At 55.6% G+C, this 18,233-nt stretch carries 14 protein-coding genes; 7 read left to right on the plus strand and 7 right to left on the minus strand.

From position 1 onward, the window contains the following. Positions 1-7: 7 nt before the first annotated feature. Positions 8-1,612, minus strand: a complete 1,605-nt coding sequence (locus MKleb_RS04690) for a DUF3300 domain-containing protein (RefSeq protein WP_025106503.1) — start codon at positions 1,610-1,612, stop codon at positions 8-10. A 355-nt stretch (positions 1,613-1,967) separates the two neighbouring features. On the opposite strand from MKleb_RS04690, the gene acnB reads away from it, so the two are divergent. From acnB to MKleb_RS04720, 6 genes are all read left to right on the plus strand, one after another. After that, positions 1,968-4,565 (plus strand): bifunctional aconitate hydratase 2/2-methylisocitrate dehydratase, encoded by a 2,598-nt coding sequence (gene acnB / locus MKleb_RS04695; RefSeq protein ID WP_025106504.1) that lies wholly within the window; start codon positions 1,968-1,970, stop codon positions 4,563-4,565. A 175-nt stretch (positions 4,566-4,740) separates the two neighbouring features. Then, on the plus strand, positions 4,741-5,103 hold the full coding sequence (yacL, locus tag MKleb_RS04700) for a protein YacL (RefSeq protein WP_004098646.1): 363 nt from the start codon (positions 4,741-4,743) through the stop codon (positions 5,101-5,103). 181 nt (positions 5,104-5,284) lie between these two features. Continuing rightward, on the plus strand, positions 5,285-6,238 hold the full coding sequence (locus MKleb_RS04705) for a 2-keto-3-deoxygluconate permease 1 (RefSeq protein ID WP_025106505.1): 954 nt from the start codon (positions 5,285-5,287) through the stop codon (positions 6,236-6,238). Continuing rightward, positions 6,235-7,506, plus strand: coding sequence for a D-threonate kinase (gene dtnK, locus MKleb_RS04710; RefSeq protein WP_025106506.1), 1,272 nt, complete (start codon positions 6,235-6,237; stop codon positions 7,504-7,506). Before MKleb_RS04705 ends, dtnK begins: the two co-directional genes overlap by 4 nt. Continuing rightward, the gene (locus MKleb_RS04715; RefSeq protein ID WP_014227943.1) at positions 7,496-8,479 is read left to right on the plus strand and encodes a D-threonate 4-phosphate dehydrogenase; all 984 of its coding nucleotides are present in this window, start codon (positions 7,496-7,498) and stop codon (positions 8,477-8,479) included. The genes dtnK and MKleb_RS04715 overlap by 11 nt, the downstream gene beginning before the upstream one ends. A 9-nt stretch (positions 8,480-8,488) precedes the next feature. Next, the gene (locus MKleb_RS04720; RefSeq protein ID WP_025106507.1) at positions 8,489-9,259 is read left to right on the plus strand and encodes a DeoR/GlpR family DNA-binding transcription regulator; all 771 of its coding nucleotides are present in this window, start codon (positions 8,489-8,491) and stop codon (positions 9,257-9,259) included. Between the two features lie 23 nt (positions 9,260-9,282). Here the strand turns inward: MKleb_RS04720 and speD are convergent, their stop codons facing one another. From speD to MKleb_RS04745, 5 genes are all read right to left on the minus strand, one after another. Beyond that, positions 9,283-10,077, minus strand: a complete 795-nt coding sequence (gene speD, locus MKleb_RS04725) for an adenosylmethionine decarboxylase (protein ID WP_004098656.1) — start codon at positions 10,075-10,077, stop codon at positions 9,283-9,285. 14 nt (positions 10,078-10,091) lie between these two features. Then, a complete protein-coding gene (gene speE / locus MKleb_RS04730; protein ID WP_004098658.1) occupies positions 10,092-10,955 on the minus strand; it encodes a polyamine aminopropyltransferase in 864 nt (287 codons plus the stop codon). Positions 10,956-11,120: 165 nt separating this feature from the next. Beyond that, on the minus strand, positions 11,121-12,884 hold the full coding sequence (locus MKleb_RS04735; protein WP_025106508.1) for an FKBP-type peptidyl-prolyl cis-trans isomerase N-terminal domain-containing protein: 1,764 nt from the start codon (positions 12,882-12,884) through the stop codon (positions 11,121-11,123). Next, positions 12,881-13,300 carry a hypothetical protein gene (locus MKleb_RS04740; protein ID WP_025106509.1) on the minus strand — a complete coding sequence of 140 codons (420 nt, stop codon included), beginning with the start codon at positions 13,298-13,300 and terminating at the stop codon, positions 12,881-12,883. The genes MKleb_RS04735 and MKleb_RS04740 overlap by 4 nt, the downstream gene beginning before the upstream one ends. Before the next feature lie 346 nt (positions 13,301-13,646). Further along, the gene (locus MKleb_RS04745) at positions 13,647-13,994 is read right to left on the minus strand and encodes a YacC family pilotin-like protein (protein ID WP_014227947.1); all 348 of its coding nucleotides are present in this window, start codon (positions 13,992-13,994) and stop codon (positions 13,647-13,649) included. A 146-nt stretch (positions 13,995-14,140) separates the two neighbouring features. On the opposite strand from MKleb_RS04745, the gene cueO reads away from it, so the two are divergent. Next, on the plus strand, positions 14,141-15,742 hold the full coding sequence (gene cueO / locus MKleb_RS04750) for a multicopper oxidase CueO (protein WP_014227948.1): 1,602 nt from the start codon (positions 14,141-14,143) through the stop codon (positions 15,740-15,742). A gap of 100 nt (positions 15,743-15,842) precedes the next feature. On the opposite strand, the gene MKleb_RS04755 is transcribed toward cueO, so the two are convergent. Beyond that, positions 15,843-18,233: a glucose/quinate/shikimate family membrane-bound PQQ-dependent dehydrogenase gene (locus tag MKleb_RS04755; RefSeq protein ID WP_025106510.1), complete on the minus strand. Its 2,391-nt coding sequence runs from the start codon at positions 18,231-18,233 to the stop codon at positions 15,843-15,845.

Consider the following 18,233-nt stretch of genomic DNA (forward strand, 5'->3'; position numbering starts at 1 on the left):
ATTATCCTCAACGGCGGCGCAGTTCACGGTGTTCGGAAAGATGTTCTCTGGCCGCGCTGCGCTGCTCGCTGCTTAAACCCGAGATATGGCGGCTCTGCAGGCCGCGCTCCTGCTGAGACTGCCAGGAGGGAGAGCGAATATCGTTACCGCTCAGGGCGTTGGCGTGCAGATTATTCAGCTTCTGCTGACGTTGTTCGGGCGTTGCGGCCCGGACCTGTTCACGGCGCTGTTGCTGCTGCGCCGTCGGATGCTGAATTTGCGTTTTGACCGCTTCCCGATGCTGCTGTTGTACGGCGCTATTTTTTACCGCCGGCGTGGCGTCATAGCCGCGATAGTTATTGCGCTGGGTCACCTGATGGAGCTGCTGCGACGCGGCCTGGCGCTGGGCATCGCGGGAAGGCGCGTGATTAAGCGCGTTATCCGCAGGCCCGGTACGCTGCTGTAGCTGCGTCATGGCCGCCTGACGCTGCGCGTTGCGATCGGCGGGCTGATGTTGGGTCGCGCTAAGCCCGCCGGGAACATTGGTCTGATGGTAATGCTGCGCAATCGTATTGTTCGGATAGGGAATATTGCCGCGGTAGGCCGGATTATGCTGCCAGCTGGCGTGGTTTCCCGGCAGGTTCTGCCCGGTAATATGGTTGAAATTATTGACGTTGATGTTGATGTTATCGCCGTTGTGCGCGTAGCCGCCGTGATGATCATCATCGTGATGGTGATCGTCATCGTCATGGTGGTGATGATCGTCATCATCCCAGTCGATGCTGCTGAACAGAGCGTAGGTTGTGGCGACGCCGAGGCTATAGCCAAACCCCTTGACGAAGCTGTCGGTAAACTGCTCCCCCGGAGGCGGCGGCAGGTAGACCGGCGGATAGGCGGTGTCAGGCCAGGCGCCGTAAACAACTGAAGGGTTATAGGCCGGCACGTACACCACATTTGGATTGGTTGATTCGATTTTAATCACCTGCGCCGGGGCGGAGGATGTCACGGCGCTGCTGCTGCGGGAAGCGGTGGCCGTGGACGTTGCCGGAGCCGGTGCCGGTGCCGGTGCCGCGGAGCGGGTGGCGGTGATGACTTTCTGCTGCGGCGTGGATTTTAACGTTCCGGTCTGCTGGGCGATGGCGCGTAAGCGCTGCACCGAATCCATGACGTCCTGCGGCTGGGCGAGAAATGCGTTACCCAGGTTTTCCACCCACGGCGCATTTTCTCCCATTAACGCGAGCAGGGAAGGGAAGGCGACCAGCGATTTTACGCTGGGATCCCAGGGCTGATTTGCCACCGCTTGCACCGCCGCGTCGCCCTTCATTGTGGGGTTATCCTGCGACCACTCTACCGCCTGGACAACGTTACTCGGGTAGGTCGAAGCCATCAGCACCTGCGACAGCAGATTGTCCGGATAGAGCGCGATTGGCGCGACCCACTGGTCTATCTGCGCGGGTGTATAGGTCGTGGTCACCGGCTGGGCGGCGGCGGTTGCCTGCGCCGTTTGCGCAACGGCGGGGGGCTCGGGAACCGTTTGCGGCTCCCGGCTTTTGACGTAGAGCGTACCCGCGGCGGCTAATAGCCCGGCGCTACAGAGCAGCGCGAGCAGATGGGGTTTGAAAGGCAGTGTCATGAGAACTCCCGGCACAATAATTGGCCCGTTTTGACAGAGTATTGTCGAAAAGCGGGGGATTGCCTGAGTATAGAGAGCGCGTATTTGCGTTTTTGATTTTAGTTGGGATTTTGCTCAATTATGTGTAACAGAATTAATTTTATATACCGCTAAATTGACAGAAAACCTGCATTATTCTGCCCTTAACGATTCAGCTAATTTTTAATGTTGCTTTTTTGTAAACAGATTAACACCCCGCCAAAATCCTGCTATGCTGCCGACGCGGTATCGGGCATTTACCCTACAAACTGCTGTCTCACAGGAGCGTGAAGAGAATCGCCTACCGCATTTTACAATGAGAGCGAGGAGAACCGTCGTGCTAGAAGAATACCGTAAGCACGTAGCTGAGCGTGCCGCCGAGGGGATTGTACCGAAACCCTTAGATGCAACCCAAATGGCCGCGCTGGTAGAACTGCTGAAAAACCCGCCAGCGGGTGAAGAAGAATTCTTGTTAGACCTGTTAATTAACCGCGTACCGCCGGGCGTCGACGAAGCCGCCTATGTTAAAGCCGGATTCCTTGCCGCGATCGCCAAAGGCGAAGCGACTTCTCCACTGGTTACCCGTGAAAAAGCTGTCGAACTGCTGGGCACCATGCAGGGCGGTTACAACATCCATCCCCTGATTGACGCGCTGGACGACGCAAAACTGGCGCCGATCGCCGCGAAAGCGCTGTCCCACACCCTGCTGATGTTCGACAACTTCTACGATGTAGAAGAGAAAGCCAAGGCGGGCAATGCCTACGCCAAACAGGTTATGCAATCCTGGGCCGACGCTGAGTGGTTCCTGAGCCGTCCTCAACTGGCTGACAAAATCACCGTGACCGTTTTTAAAGTCACCGGCGAAACCAACACCGATGACCTGTCTCCGGCCCCTGACGCCTGGTCCCGCCCGGACATTCCGCTGCACGCGCTGGCAATGCTGAAAAACGCCCGCGAAGGCATCGACCCGGATCAGCCCGGCGCCGTTGGCCCGATTAAACAAATTGAAGCACTGCAGCAAAAAGGTTTCCCGCTGGCGTACGTCGGCGATGTCGTGGGTACCGGCTCATCGCGTAAATCCGCCACCAACTCGGTGCTGTGGTTTATGGGCGACGATATTCCGAACGTGCCGAACAAGCGCGGCGGCGGTCTGGTTCTCGGCGGCAAAATTGCGCCTATCTTCTTTAATACCATGGAAGATGCCGGCGCGCTGCCGATTGAAGTGGACGTAAACAACCTGAACATGGGCGACGTGATCGACGTTTATCCGTTCAAAGGTGAAGTCCGTAACCACGAAACCGGCGAACTGCTGGCGACCTTCGAGCTGAAAACCGACGTGCTGATCGACGAAGTGCGCGCCGGCGGCCGTATCCCACTAATCATCGGCCGTGGCCTGACCACCAAAGCGCGTGAAGCGCTGGGCCTGCCGCACAGCGATGTGTTCCGTCAGGCGAAAGACGTGGCGGAAAGCAGCCGCGGATACTCTCTGGCGCAGAAAATGGTGGGTCGCGCCTGCGGCGTGGCCGGGGTTCGTCCGGGCGCTTACTGCGAACCGAAGATGACTTCCGTAGGCTCTCAGGACACCACCGGCCCGATGACCCGTGATGAGCTGAAAGACCTGGCGTGCCTGGGCTTCTCTTCCGACCTCGTGATGCAGTCCTTCTGCCATACCGCCGCCTATCCGAAGCCGGTGGACGTCACCACACACCACACGCTGCCGGACTTCATCATGAACCGCGGCGGCGTATCGCTGCGTCCGGGCGATGGCGTTATCCACTCCTGGCTGAACCGTATGCTGCTGCCTGATACCGTGGGTACCGGCGGTGATTCGCATACCCGTTTCCCGATCGGTATCTCCTTCCCGGCAGGCTCAGGCCTGGTGGCGTTTGCCGCCGCAACTGGCGTCATGCCGCTGGATATGCCGGAATCGGTACTGGTACGTTTTAAAGGCAAAATGCAGCCGGGCATCACCCTGCGCGATCTGGTACACGCCATCCCGCTGTATGCGATCAAACAGGGTCTGCTGACCGTGGAGAAGAAAGGTAAGAAAAACATCTTCTCCGGCCGCATTCTGGAAATTGAAGGTCTGCCGGATCTGAAAGTTGAGCAGGCGTTTGAGCTGACGGATGCCTCCGCCGAGCGTTCCGCTGCGGGCTGTACCATTAAGCTGAACAAAGAGCCGATCGTTGAGTATCTGACCTCCAACATCGTCCTGCTGAAGTGGATGATCGCCGAAGGTTACGGCGATCGTCGTACGCTGGAGCGTCGCGTTCAGGGCATGGAAAAATGGCTGGCGGATCCGCAACTGCTGGAAGGCGACGCGGATGCGGAATATGCGGCGGTGATCGATATCGATCTGGCCGATATCAAAGAGCCCATCCTCTGCGCGCCGAACGATCCGGACGATGCGCGTTTGCTGTCCGACGTGCAGGGCGAGAAGATCGATGAAGTGTTTATCGGTTCCTGCATGACCAACATCGGCCACTTCCGCGCGGCCGGTAAGCTGCTGGACAACCACAAAGGCCAGCTGCCGACTCGTCTGTGGGTGGCGCCGCCAACCCGTATGGATGCCGCGCAGCTGACTGAAGAGGGCTACTACAGCGTGTTTGGTAAGAGCGGTGCGCGTATTGAAATCCCTGGCTGTTCCCTGTGTATGGGTAACCAGGCGCGCGTTGCCGACGGTGCGACGGTGGTCTCTACCTCAACCCGTAACTTCCCGAACCGTTTAGGTACCGGCGCTAACGTCTTCCTGGCCTCTGCGGAGCTGGCGGCCGTGGCCGCGCTTATCGGTAAACTGCCGACGCCGGAAGAGTATCAGACCTATGTTGCTCAGGTGGATAAAACCGCAGCGGATACCTATCGTTACCTGAACTTCGACCAGCTCGGTCAGTACACCGAGAAGGCCGACGGGGTTATTTTCCAGACCGCGGTGTAATGCGCTAACTCAGCGCTGTACATAATCCCGCCAATGCCCGGTGAACTTTGCATCACCGGGCATTTTTATTTCCCGTCCCTCCGTCCACCACGCTTTTTTTCTCTTCCACTGCTGCGATAATGACTGTATGGGTACAGTGCAGCGGTGACGCACTGCCCTTGCAGAGGAAAAGACTATGGATTACGAATTTCTGCGCGATATTACCGGAGTGGTAAAGGTGCGAATGTCGATGGATCATGAGGCGATCGGCCACTGGTTCAACGAAGAGGTTAAAGATAACCTTGCCCTGCTGGACGAAGTCGAGCAGGCCGCGCGCACCGTTAAAGGCAGTGAACGTTCCTGGCAACGCGTCGGCCATGAATACACGCTATGGCTGGACGGAGAAGAAGTGATGATCCGCGCTAACCAACTGGATTTTTCCGGCGATGAGATAGAAGAGGGGATGAGCTACTATGACGAAGAAAGCCTCTCGCTATGCGGCGTGGAAGACTTTCTTCAGGTCGTCAACGCCTATCGAAAATTTGTAGGTCAATCCTGAGCAACGTTAATCATTTCCACGGCCGGACAGTTATGTCCGGCTTTTTTTTGGCCTTAACGGCCTGGTTTGATTTTTATTAATCATTTTAAAACTGTGATCTGGCGCGTTTGTGAAGTTTATTTGATTGAATATAATCTTTATGATTTTATTTAATCACAGCATAACAACAGGCGGGAAGACCATGAACATCAAAAAGGCTATAGAACGTGTACCTGGCGGCATGATGGTTGTGCCACTGGTGATCGGCGCCATTATCAATACCTTTGCCCCGCAAGCGCTTGAGATCGGCGGGTTCACCACCGCGCTGTTTAAAAACGGCGCAGCGCCGCTGATTGGCGCCTTCCTGCTCTGTATGGGAGCGGGAATTAGCGTCAAGGCAGCGCCACAGGCTCTGTTGCAGGGCGGTACCATTACGCTGACCAAACTCCTGATCGCCATTGCGATTGGCCTCGGCGTGGAACAGCTCTTTGGCGCTGAAGGGATCTTCGGCTTAAGCGGCGTGGCGATCATCGCCGCGATGAGTAACTCGAATGGCGGGCTTTACGCCGCGCTGGTTGGCGAGTTTGGTAACGAGCGTGATGTGGGAGCGATCTCCATCCTGTCACTGAATGACGGGCCATTCTTTACGATGATCGCGCTGGGCGCGGCGGGGATGGCCAACATTCCCATTATGGCGCTGGTCGCCGTGCTGGTGCCGCTGGTGGTGGGAATGATCCTGGGTAACCTCGATCCCAACATGCGCGACTTCCTGACCAAAGGCGGCCCGCTGTTGATCCCATTCTTCGCTTTTGCGCTGGGCGCAGGGATCAACCTTGAAATGCTGCTACAGGGCGGTCTGGCGGGCATTCTGCTCGGCGTGCTGACGACCTTCATCGGCGGTTTCTTTAACATTCGTGCCGACCGTCTGGTGGGCGGAACCGGGATTGCCGGCGCGGCGGCGTCCAGTACCGCCGGAAACGCCGTGGCGACGCCGCTGGCGATTGCCCAGGCCGATCCCTCTCTGGCAGAGGTTGCCGCCGCGGCCGCGCCGCTGATTGCCGCATCGGTGATCACCACCGCGATTCTGACGCCGGTCCTCACCTCATGGGTGGCTAAGAAGCAAGCGCGTCAGGTTGCAGAGGAGAAAAAAGCATGAAAATGATCGTTATCGCCGACGACTTTACGGGTTCTAACGATACCGGCGTGCAGCTGGCAAAGAAGGGGGCGCGCACGGAAGTGATGCTAACGCCGGATCAAAAACCTTCGCGTCGCGCTGATGTGCTGGTGATCAACACCGAAAGCCGCGCGATGCCTGCAGCTGAGGCCGGGAAAGCGGTAGCGCAGGCGTTAGCGCCGTGGTGCGATGGTGATGCGCGTCCGCTGGTTTACAAGAAAATCGACTCTACTTTCCGCGGCAACGTGGGGGCTGAAGTGACGGCGGCAATGCGTGCTGCAAACCGGAAGCTGGCCGTAATTGCGGCGGCTATCCCCGCAGCCGGGCGCACCAACCGCGACGGATTATGCCTGGTCAACGGTACGCCACTGCTGGAAACCGAATTCGCCAGCGATCCGAAAACGCCCATTATCTCCTCACGCATTGCGACGTTGATCGCCCTGCAAAGCGATATCCCGGTTCATGAAGTGTCGCTCGAAGACGTTCGTCGGGGGCAATTGAGCGCCCTGTTGACGGCTTTTTCAGCCGAGGGGGAGTGCATGGTGGTGGTGGATGCCGTGGAAGATCGCGATCTGTTGCTGATTGCCCAGGCTATTTGTGAACAAAAGGAGATGCCGCTGTTGGTGGGCGCTGCCGGGCTGGCGAACGCGCTACCGGTCAGCACCTTCATGCAGGAAAAGCAGGAGCTACCGGTACTGGTGGTGGCCGGATCGATGAGCGAGGCCACGCGGCGGCAGGTTGAAAAAGCGCTCTGCCAGGCGCGCGCCAGCGTCGTGGATGTTGACGCCTCGCGGCTGGCCTCGGCGCAGTACGAGCAGGAAATGGCCGCGGCGGTTGAACAGGCCTGTGCGCTGCTCAGTCGCCAGCAGCACACCATTTTACGTACCAGCCGGAGTGCGGACGATCGGCAGATGATCGACGGCCTGTGCGCTCAGGCTGGCCTGAGCCGCCAGCAGCTCGGTGAGATGCTTAGCGAACGCCTCGGGATGATTACGCTGCGCATTATCGAACAGGCTCGTATTGGCGGGCTGTTCCTGACCGGAGGAGATATCGCCACCGCGGTCGCCGCCGCGCTCGGGGCGGAAGGCTATCGCATTCAGAGTGAGGTGGCGCCCTGTATTCCCTGCGGGACGTTCGTTAACAGTGAAATCGACGATCTGCCGGTTATCACTAAAGCCGGCGGATTCGGTTCAGACAGCACCCTTTGTGATGCGCTTTATTTTATTGAGGAGATGTACAGTGGTAACTAAAACAATTGCGATTACGATGGGCGACCCGGCGGGCATCGGTCCGGAAATTATTGTCAAAGCGCTTTGTGAAGACGAGCTCAACGGCGCGCCGCTGGTGGTGGTCGGGTGTCTGAAAACCCTGAAACGTCTGCAGGACAAAGGGCTGGCGGAAGGCGTTACCTTTCGCGCGATCGCCGAGGTCGCGGAGGCGCGATTTGCTCCTGGCGTGATTCATGTCATCGACGAGCCGCTGGCCCAGCCGGACGCGCTGGAGCCGGGTAAAGTGCAGGCCCAGGCGGGCGATCTGGCCTACCGCTGCGTGAAGCGGGCGACGGCGCTGGCGATGAAAGGCGACGTACACGCCATCGCGACCGCACCGCTGAATAAAGAAGCGCTTCATCTGGCCGGGCACAATTATCCTGGTCATACCGAGCTGCTGGCGACGCTGACTGAAAGCCGCGATTACGCCATGGTGCTCTACACCGACAAGCTGAAGGTCATTCATGTCTCGACCCACATTGCGTTGCGTAAGTTCCTCGATACGCTTAATGGCCAGCGCGTGGAGACGGTCATCGGCATCGCGGATCGCTTCCTGAAACGCGTCGGATTCACCCAGCCGCGCATTGCCGTTGCCGGGGTCAATCCCCATGCGGGCGAAAACGGTCTGTTTGGCGATGAAGAAATACGCATTGTGTCGCCGGCCATTGAAAACATGAAAGCGAAGGGAATCGATGTTTATGGGCCTTGCCCGCCGGACACCGTGTTTCTACAGGCGTACGAGGGGCAATATGACATGGTGGTGGCGATGTACCACGATCAGGGACATATTCCGCTCAAACTGCTTGGCTTCTACGATGGGGTGAATATCACCGCGGGTCTGCCGTTCATCCGCACCTCTGCCGATCACGGCACCGCGTTTGATATAGCCTGGACGGGAAAAGCAAAATCTGAGAGCATGGCCGTATCGATTAAACTGGCAATGCAACTGGCGTAATTTCCTGTTATGAAAGGACAACACCGTCTGGATAAGATTGTGGCGTATTTGAAAAATCATACGCTGGTGACCGTGGAACAGCTGGTGGATGCGGTAGAAGCATCGCCTGCAACGATACGACGCGATCTGATCAAACTGGATGAGCAAGGCGTGATCAGCCGCAGCCACGGCGGTGTTGCCCTGCGGCGCTTTGAGCCTTCTCAGCCTACCACCAATGAAAAGCAGCTACGATCGCCTGCGGAAAAGCGGGCGATTGCGCGTTTTGCCGCCTCGATGGTGCAGGCGGGCGACGCGGTGGTACTGGATGCCGGCACCACCATGCTGGAGCTGGCAAAATGCCTGACCCATCTTCCGCTCAGGGTGATCACAGTCGATCTGCATATCGCTCTGTTTTTATCCGAGTTCCGCCAGATAGAAGTGACCATCGTCGGTGGCCGCATTGATGACAGCAGCCAGTCCTGTATCGGCGAGTTTGGTCGTAAGATGTTACGTAGCGTCTATCCCGATATCGCTTTTATGAGCTGTAACAGCTGGAGCGTGGAAAAGGGCGTGACGACGCCGACGGAAGAAAAGGCGGGACTGAAGCAGGAGATCATTGCCAACGCCCAGCGTAAGATCTTACTGGCCGACAGCAGCAAATATGGCGCCCACTCGCTGTTCAACGTCGCTCCGCTGAGCCGCTTCACTGACATTATTACCGATGGGGGGTTGCCTCTTCTCGTTCAGGCTGAGCTGAAAGCGCAGTCCGTTGCCCTTACGCTGGTACAGCCTGAACGTTAAGGATACCGCCAGCCGATACGGTGTTACACGCTCGGGATATTGCGTCCGTAGTAGATTTCGCGCATCTCTTTCCAGAGCAGGTCGGTAATCACCTTACGCTCCTCTTCGCTCAAATCTTCCGGCTTCGTGTGGAACATATAGTGCTTAAGGTCGAACTCCTTAAGCAACATCTTGGTATGGAAAATATTTTCCTGATAAACGTTCACGTCCACCATGTCATACAAAGACTTAATATCCTCGGACATGAAGTTCTGAATGGAGTTAATTTCATGATCGATGAAGTGCTTCATGCCGTTCACATCGCGGGTAAAACCGCGAACGCGATAATCAATCGTGACGATATCGGATTCTAGCTGGTGAATCAGATAGTTCAGGGCCTTCAGCGGTGAAATGACCCCGCAGGTTGAGACTTCAATATCGGCGCGGAAGGTGCACAGTCCGCCCTCAGGATGGCTTTCCGGATAGGTGTGAACGCAGATATGGCTTTTATCGAGATGCGCCACCACGGTTTCCGGTAGCGGACCCGGGTGTTCTGTCTGATCGATAAGCTGCGGATCGACAGGCTCTTCGCTGACCAGGATCGTCACGCTGGCGCCCTGCGGTTCATAATCCTGGCGGGCAATGTTAAGAATATTGGCGCCGATAATCGAACAGGTCTCTGACAAAATTTCCGTCAGGCGGTTGGCGTTGTAGAGTTCGTCAATATAGGCGATGTAGCCATCGCGCTCCTCTGCCGTTTTTGCGTAGCAGATATCGTAAATGCAAAAACTCAGGCTTTTGGTCAGATTGTTAAAGCCGTGCAGCTTCAATTTTTTCAATTTAGATCACCTCCTTACTTAACGGTGGATAGCGCATCCAGTAAATACTGCGGTAAAGCAAATGCCGCCGCGTGAATGGCCGGATTGTAATAACGGCACTTCAGGTTCGACTTGTGAAAACGGGCCTGGATGATTTCACTGGAAAGATGGCGCAGCGCTTCGTTGTCCGTGGCCCATGCGAAGGTCATGATGCCGCCGTAGTAGGTGGGAATCGCCGCCTGATAGAAGCTTACGTCGCTAAAGTAATGGCTGAGCTTGCGATGGCTATCGACGGCCTCATCCTGTTGCAGGAAGCTGACGCCGTTCTGAGCGACGAAGATCCCGCCTGGGTTGAGGCAGCGCTTGCAGCCTTCATAGAAGGCGGAAGTAAACAGGCTCTCGCCGGGACCGATAGGATCGGTGCAGTCGGAGATAATGACGTCAAACGTTTGCGCCGTCTGGTTAACAAAATTGACGCCATCGTCAATCACCAGGGTAAAGCGCGGGTCGTCGTACGCACCCGCGTTATGGTTGGGGAGGTACTGGCGACAGAATGAAACCACGCCAGCGTCAATTTCTACCATGGTGATGGTTTCGACGCTGCGGTGACGGGAGACTTCGCGCAGCATGGCGCCATCGCCGCCGCCGATAATTAACACATGTTTCGCCTGGCCGTGGGCCATCAGAGGAACATGAGTCATCATTTCATGGTAGATAAACTCATCACGTTCGGTGGTTTGTACCACGCCGTCCAGCGCCATCACGCGGCCAAAGGCTGCGTTTTCGAAAATAATTAAATCCTGATGATCGGTTTTCTCATGATACAGAACGTTATCAACGCTGAAATACTGACCAAAATGGTCGTGCAGCGTTTCATGCCACAGATTGCTATCGGCCACGGGCAGATCCTCCTTTGTTAACACCTGTTACACCCATTAAAAATGAGCGCAACATCATAGCCAACTATAGAAGATGATGCACGGTGGATATTTCAGCAAATGAAGCGTGGGGCATTACCCGTTCACAAAGAGGGGAAAGCGCCTCCCCGATGGGAGGCGCCAGGATCAGGGTTTTTTAGCCTGTGGTTCTGCCGCAGTGGCGTCAACGATTCTGACGGTATATACCATGGTCGCTCCCGGCGGGATTTTAGGCGGCTTGCCTTCGCTGCCGTAGGCGAGATTGGGAGGGATCACGACCGTTATCGCTCCGTGGTTTCCCAGCCGCTTGAGTGGCCCAAGGAAGATGGGAGGATAAGATTTCAGAGGCTGGGACCAGACTTTCCCCTCCGCTTCCATATCGTTAATGACGGTTCCGTCGGTAAGCGTTTCCTTGATGGTGACGGTAACGATATCGCTGTCGAGAATCTTGCCCTTGCCGGCATAATCTATGCGACTGTAAATGCCGTCTTTCAATACCACCCCTTTTTGCTTCGCGAAGTTTTGTTGATATTTCTTTCCTTCGCTAAGGGTTTGCTGTTCGAGCTTCTTTAGGTTCTGAAAGACTTTTTTAGACACATCGAATAAGGCTTTATTGCGCGCTTTCTCATCAAGGGCGATATCCCCTGAAAAAGAATCCATAATCCCCTGTAAAACGGTATCTTTACTGGTTTTTACGCCCTGAGATGCCCGGGTAGATAAGAGCTGCAGCACCTCCTCGCCCATCGATACGCCGATAGCGTAAGCCTGCCGCAGAGGCTCTTTTGCAAAGTCGATAGCCAGCGGCTTTTTCGCCTCGGCGTCAGCAAGCCTGGCCTTTAGCCGGGTAATTTCATCGGCGCTGGCCTGCTGTAGGGCGTTGTCCTGACCGGCCTGCTGACGGCCAGCATCCGCCTGAAGGGACGTCTGCGGCGTACTGATGATAACGGCGTCCAGTTTAGCCGTGAGCGCCTGTTTTTCTACTGCCGCGGCCGCCAGCTTTGTCGTTAAATCTGTTTTTTCCGCTTCACTGGCGTTGAGCTTCGCTATCGCTACTTTCTGCTCGGTTTGAGACGCATCCAGTTTCGTTTGCAGCGCCCGCTGTGCGGCGTCAGCCGCGGCGAGTTTTGTTAGCATTTCCTGCTGAGCTGCCTCTGCAGCAGCGAGCCTTGTTGCGAGAGCTTGCCTCTCTTTCGCCTCTGTCGTGAACTTACCGGTGAGCGCTTGTTTCTCCGCTGCGGCCGCCGCCAGCTTTAAGAGCGTATCTTGCTTTTCTGTTTCCAGCGCCGCGAGCTTCTGCTGCAGGGATTGCTTTTCGGCGGTTGCCTCAGCCAGCTGAAGCTCAACTTTTTGTTTCGCGGATTCTACTAATGCCACTCTTTTTTCCTGCTGCAGCGTTTTATTTTCTGTGGCATTACGCTGGCCCTCTATCTGTTTTATTTCAGCCGCGGCGGATAGCGCGTTATCTATTAATTGTTGTTTTTCGGCTACGGCAGTCGCTAACTTTTTCTCAAGCAGCTGAATTTTATCTTTCAGCGCTTTTTGGTTGTCTGCTTCGGCGTTCACCGTGGCCGGCTTCGCATCAAGCTGCTGCCGAAGTTGGCGGATGAGTTTATCTTTTTGAGCAATGATTGCAGCCTGACGGGAAACTTCATGGGTATTCAGGACGGTTTTTTTATTCGTTGTTTTTGTATTATTGCTTTTCTCCTCAACGGGCTTTACCGGCTCGCTGATTTTTTGCGCCTGATGCTCTTTAGCATAATTTAAAAATGCCGGGCCTGAGGCATCGCTATTTGAGCTCGCCGTGACGCTGATAAGGGCGTCTTTTTCCGCATAGGCATCCGGCGATAGCGCCAGCACAAAAACTGCTGCCAGCGATACCGGATTGAAGTTTTTGGCTATTTTCCCGTTCATGGCTGAACATTTTCACCACGTTTAACAAGGCTATCGATCAGTTCCTTTTCAATATCAGCGCACAGCTTGATTGATTTGAACTGGTACATCGAATCGATCCCCTGTTTTGTCGGTTCTGCCACTTTACTGCGCACAGAATTATATTGTGATGCCGCGCTAAGCAGGGCAGTGAACTCATTGCCGAGTTTGTCCGCCTGTTTGGGGTTCACTTCTTTCAGCGACTCCAGCGCTTTACGGCAAGTGTCTAAACGCGCTTGCTCATCGGCGATTCTCTGCTGTTCGGTTTGCTGTTGGCTTAATGTCGACTCAGATAAGGGTTTCACTAATCCGGCGGATTGCCTGGGTTGTATTGAATTACAACCCGCTAATAAAATGAGGGCCAGAGGGGCTATGCTTGTAAATAAGGATCTGTTCAAGGTTTCATTCCATTGATAAAAAGAGGTGTTATCGGGCGATAATAGTGTGCGAAAAAGAAGAATGCAATAATAGAGTTTATGATTTTTGATGGCGTACTTTTAATATTAGTTATACCCGTCATATTTCACGCTGCTTATGCGTTGGCTACGCTCGCTTACCCCTTGCCGCCTTCAAGTAACTCTAATTATTTAGGGTATATATTAATATGTTGAATGCTTAATGAATTATCATTGAATTCTATGAATTGAGATATAAATTAAGTGCTGTTGTTAATTGAATTGCTATTATTACGCGGCGCCATAGCCGTATTCGCACGGCTACCGTATTATGAAATGAAGGGGGGGGTTATTTCACGTAAGCGAGCAGGCTAAGCGAATCGCGGGCCAGCGCTTTGCATTTTTTAGTGGTGGGAATCTGGATTCCGCTAAGGTCCCGGTAGCTATCTTCGCCGAGCGCTTTCATATTGAAGCTGTCGTAATTGCTTAAATCCCATTGATTCTGCTGAGCAAAAAAGACCAGGGCACGGCGAATCTGCGTGTTAGGCAGATTTTGATAACCGCAGTCGTTCTTCAGGAAGACGAATACTGCCGTTAAATCAGCCATATCTTCCGCTTCGGACTCGCTTAATGCATAGCTATTGGCGGAGAGAGTCAGCAGGCTGCCAAGCACTATTGTTCTGAAAAGCGTCTTCATTTTTTCTACCATTGAATCACGGACAAACAAAGTTAGCACACTTCGTTACAGTGCGCCGAGCTTTATTCTTACTCTTCTGCTTGACCTTCCTGTTGGGGGAGGGTTTAAGCTCAATTATTCACCAGCAGAATAAAAAGGATGTGAAAATGCAACGTCGTGAGTTTCTTAAACTAACCGCTGCGGTCAGCGTGGCCAGCGCATTGCCGCTATGGAGCCGCTCGGTTTTTGCCGCCAGCCGCCCATCTTTGCCTGTACCCGAACTGCTTACCGCCGACGCGCGCAATCGCATCTCGTTAATCATCCAGGCTGGAAAAACGCAGTTCGGCCCTCATCTGGCGACCACCTGGGGCTATAACGGCAATCTGCTGGGCCCGGCCCTACAGCTTAAGCAGGGTGAGGAGGCGACCATCGACATTCATAACCGTCTGGCGGAGGAGACCACCGTGCACTGGCACGGTCTGGAGGTTCCCGGCGCCGTGGACGGCGGTCCCCAGGGCGTGATTGCCGCCGGAGGCTCCCGCACGGTGACCTTTACCCCAACGCAGCGGGCGGCGACCTGCTGGTTCCATCCCCATCAGCATGGTAAAACCGGCAGACAGGTCGCGATGGGGCTGGCAGGGCTGGTGCTGATTTCTGATGCAGAAAGCGAAAAGCTGCTCCTGCCAAAGCAGTGGGGAATTGATGATGTCCCGGTGATTGTGCAGGATAAAAAATTCACCTCAGCGGGAGAGATTGATTATCAGCTCGATATTATGAGCGCAGCCGTGGGCTGGTTTGGCGATACGCTGCTCACTAACGGCGCGCTGTACCCGGAGCACGCTGCGCCTCGCGGCTGGCTACGTTTACGTCTGCTGAACGGCTGTAATGCGCGTTCTTTGAATTTCGCCACCAGCGATAAGCGGCCCATGTACGTCGTGGCAAGCGATGGTGGTCTCCTGGCTGAGCCGGTGAAAGTTAACGCGCTGCCGGTGCTGATGGGCGAGCGTTTCGAAGTGCTGGTAGATACCACTGACGGGAAGCCCTTCGATTTAATTACGCTCCCGGTCAACCAGATGGGGATGGCGATCGCTCCGTTTGATCGGCCGCAGCCAGTGTTACGCGTGCAGCCGCTGACTATCCAGGCTTCCGGTAAGCTGCCGGATGTGCTGGCCGCTATGCCAGCGCTGCCCTCGCTTCAGGGCCTGACTCAGCGTACTTTGCAGCTCTCGATGGATCCGATGCTCGATATGATGGGCATGCAGGCGCTGATGCAAAAATATGGCGACCAGGCCATGTCCGGCATGGACCATGGCATGATGATGAATCACGGAGAGATGGGGAATATGAACAATATGAACCACGGTGACATGGGAAGCATGAATCATGGCGGCACGGCGCAGATGAAGCACGGTAATAAGGAGTTTGATTTCCATAATGCGAATCGGATCAACGGTAAAGCCTTTGATATGAATGTTCCCCTGTTTGCGGCGGCGAAAGGGCAGTATGAGCGGTGGGTGATTTCTGGCAAAGGCGACATGATGCTGCATCCGTTCCATATTCACGGCACTCAGTTCCGTATTTTGTCCGAAAACGGTAAAGCGCCGGCACCCCACAGGAGCGGCTGGAAAGATACCGTCAGGGTTGAAGGCGATGTCAGTGAAGTACTGGTGAAATTTGATCACGATGCGCCGAAAGAACATGCCTATATGGCGCACTGCCATCTGCTGGAGCATGAAGATACGGGAATGATGCTGGGATTTACTGTGTAGAATTCGCTTCCCGTCTAAGGGCAGGGCGTGTGACTTGCTTCGATAGAAAAGAGAGAGATGTACCATAGAGAGAAGGCCCGGAAACCGGGCCTTCTGTTTTTTACTTCGCGTCGTCCGGTAAAGCATAAGCGACGATATAGTCGCCCATCTTCGTGCCAAACGAACCGTGACCGCCCGCAGAGATGACAACGTACTGCTTGCCATTCACTTCATAGGTCATCGGCGTCGCCTGGCCGCCCGCCGGCAGACGTGCCTGCCATAATTTTTCACCGTTGCTCATATTGTACGCGCGCAGGTAGTTATCCGCGGTCGCGCCGATAAACAGCACATTGCCGGCCGTCGAAATTGGACCGCCCAGCATCGGCATACCCATTGTGAACGGGAGCTTAATCGGCATCGGGAACGGCAGGCTATCCTGCGGCGTACCGATACGTTTTTTCCACACCACTTCGTTGGTTTTCAGATCCAGCGCGGAGATATAGCCCCAGGCTGGCTGTTTGCAGGGCAGACCAAACGGTGACAGGAACGGATTAAGCGTAACGCCGTAAGGGACACCGTACTGTGGCTGAATACCGGCTTCGGTACCGGAACCCTTGGCGTCTTTTGGCTGCTCCATCGGGTTACCTGGGCCGCGAGGGATCAGTTTTGAGACAAACGGCAGCGCCATTGGGTTAGCAATCGCCACCTGGCGGTTCGGATCGACGGAGATGCCGCCCCATTCGAACATCCCCAGGTTACCCGGGAATACCAGCGTGCCTTGTTCTGACGGCGGGGTGAAAATCCCTTCGTAGCGCAGCTGATGGAAGATAACGCGGCACACCAGCTGGTCGAACATGGTGGCGCCCCACATGTCCGCGCCGGTCAGGTCTTTCTTCGGACGGAAGCTCAGGTCGGAGAACGGCTGAGTTTTCGCGACGTAGTCACCTTTCGCCGCCCCTTGCGGAACCGGTTTTTCCGGCGCCGGGACAACCAGTTCACCGTTGCGGCGATCGAGGACAAAAATATTACCGGTTTTTGCCGGAGCGTAAATCACCGGCACGGTTTTACCGTTGACGTCGATATCCGCCAGCGTCGGCTGCGACGGCATATCCATATCCCACAGATCGTGGTGAACGGTCTGGTAGCTCCACGCCAGTTTACCGGTCGTCGCGTTCAGCGCCACGATGGAGCTGGCATAGCGCTCTTGTTCAGGCGTACGGTTGCCGCCCCAGATATCCGGGGTGGTTACGCCCATAGGCAGGTAGACCAGATCCAGCTTCGCGTCATAGGCCGCAGGCGCCCAGGAGTTTGGTGAATTCAGCGTGAAATGATGTTCATCATCAGGAATCGCGTTGGGATCTTTCGCGCCCGGGTCAAAGGCCCACAGCAGTTTACCGGTATTCACATCAAAGCCGCGGATAACGCCCGACGGCTCGCGGGTGGAGAAGTTATCGGTCACGGCGCCGGCAATGACGATAGTTTTGTCGGTAATAATCGGCGGTGATGTTGGTTCATACATACCCGGCGTAGTGACAGGCATGTTGGTTTGCAGATTGAGAATGCCTTTATTGGCAAAGGACTCGCATAGCTTACCGGTTTCGGCATTGAGGGCGAACAGACGACCATCGTTGACCGGAAGAATGATACGACGCGGGCAGTCGGCAACCACATCCGCCGGCGCGTTATCCGCTTTGGCTTCATGATATGAAACGCCGCGGCAGGTCACGTGCTGGAAAGAGGGGTCAGCGTTGAGCTGCGGATCGAAATGCCACTTTTCTTTACCGGTGGCCGCGTCAAGTGCGAACAGGCGCTGATGAGCGGTACACAGATAAAGCGTGTCGCCCACTTTAATCGGCGTGACTTCATTGGTGATTTCACCCGGATCGTTAGGCTGCTTGAGATCGCCCGTACGGAAGACCCAGGCTTCTTTCAGGTTCTTCACGTTATCGGCGTTGATCTGCTTCAGCGGCGAGTAGCGCTGGCCTTCCTGATTGCGGCCATACGCCGACCAGTCGCCATCGGCTACGTCGGAAATGGGGGCCGCTGGCGTTGCATCAGCGCTCAGCGTACCGTTGACTTCCTGCGGGTCGTTGAAGCCGGCCCAGGTCAGGATACCGCCGCTAATCAGCAGGGCGACAACCAGCCCGGCAACGGCGCCAGAGGAGGGAATCGGCAGGCGGCGCCAGACAAACGGCAGGATAAGCCAGATGCCGAAGAAGACCAGAATGTCGCTACGCGGGGTCAGCGCCCAGAAGTCGAAACCAACTTCCCATACGCCCCAGATCATAGTGGCAAGCAGCAGCGCGGCGTACAGCCAAAGCGCAGAACGCTTGCCGCGGAACAGCATAACGGTGACGCCCAGCATGACCAGGCCTGCGACAGGGTAGTACCATGAGCCGCCAAGAGCGACCAGCCAGGCCCCGCCCGCTAAAAGATACAGGCCACAGAACGCTGCAAAAAGAGCCGTCAGCGTCACGAGTAGCCGTGATTGTTGAGATTTTGTTTCTGCCAT

The sequence above is a fragment of the Klebsiella sp. PL-2018 genome (assembly GCF_019048985.1).
In the GTDB taxonomy this organism is placed as follows: Bacteria; Pseudomonadota; Gammaproteobacteria; order Enterobacterales; family Enterobacteriaceae; genus Klebsiella; species Klebsiella michiganensis.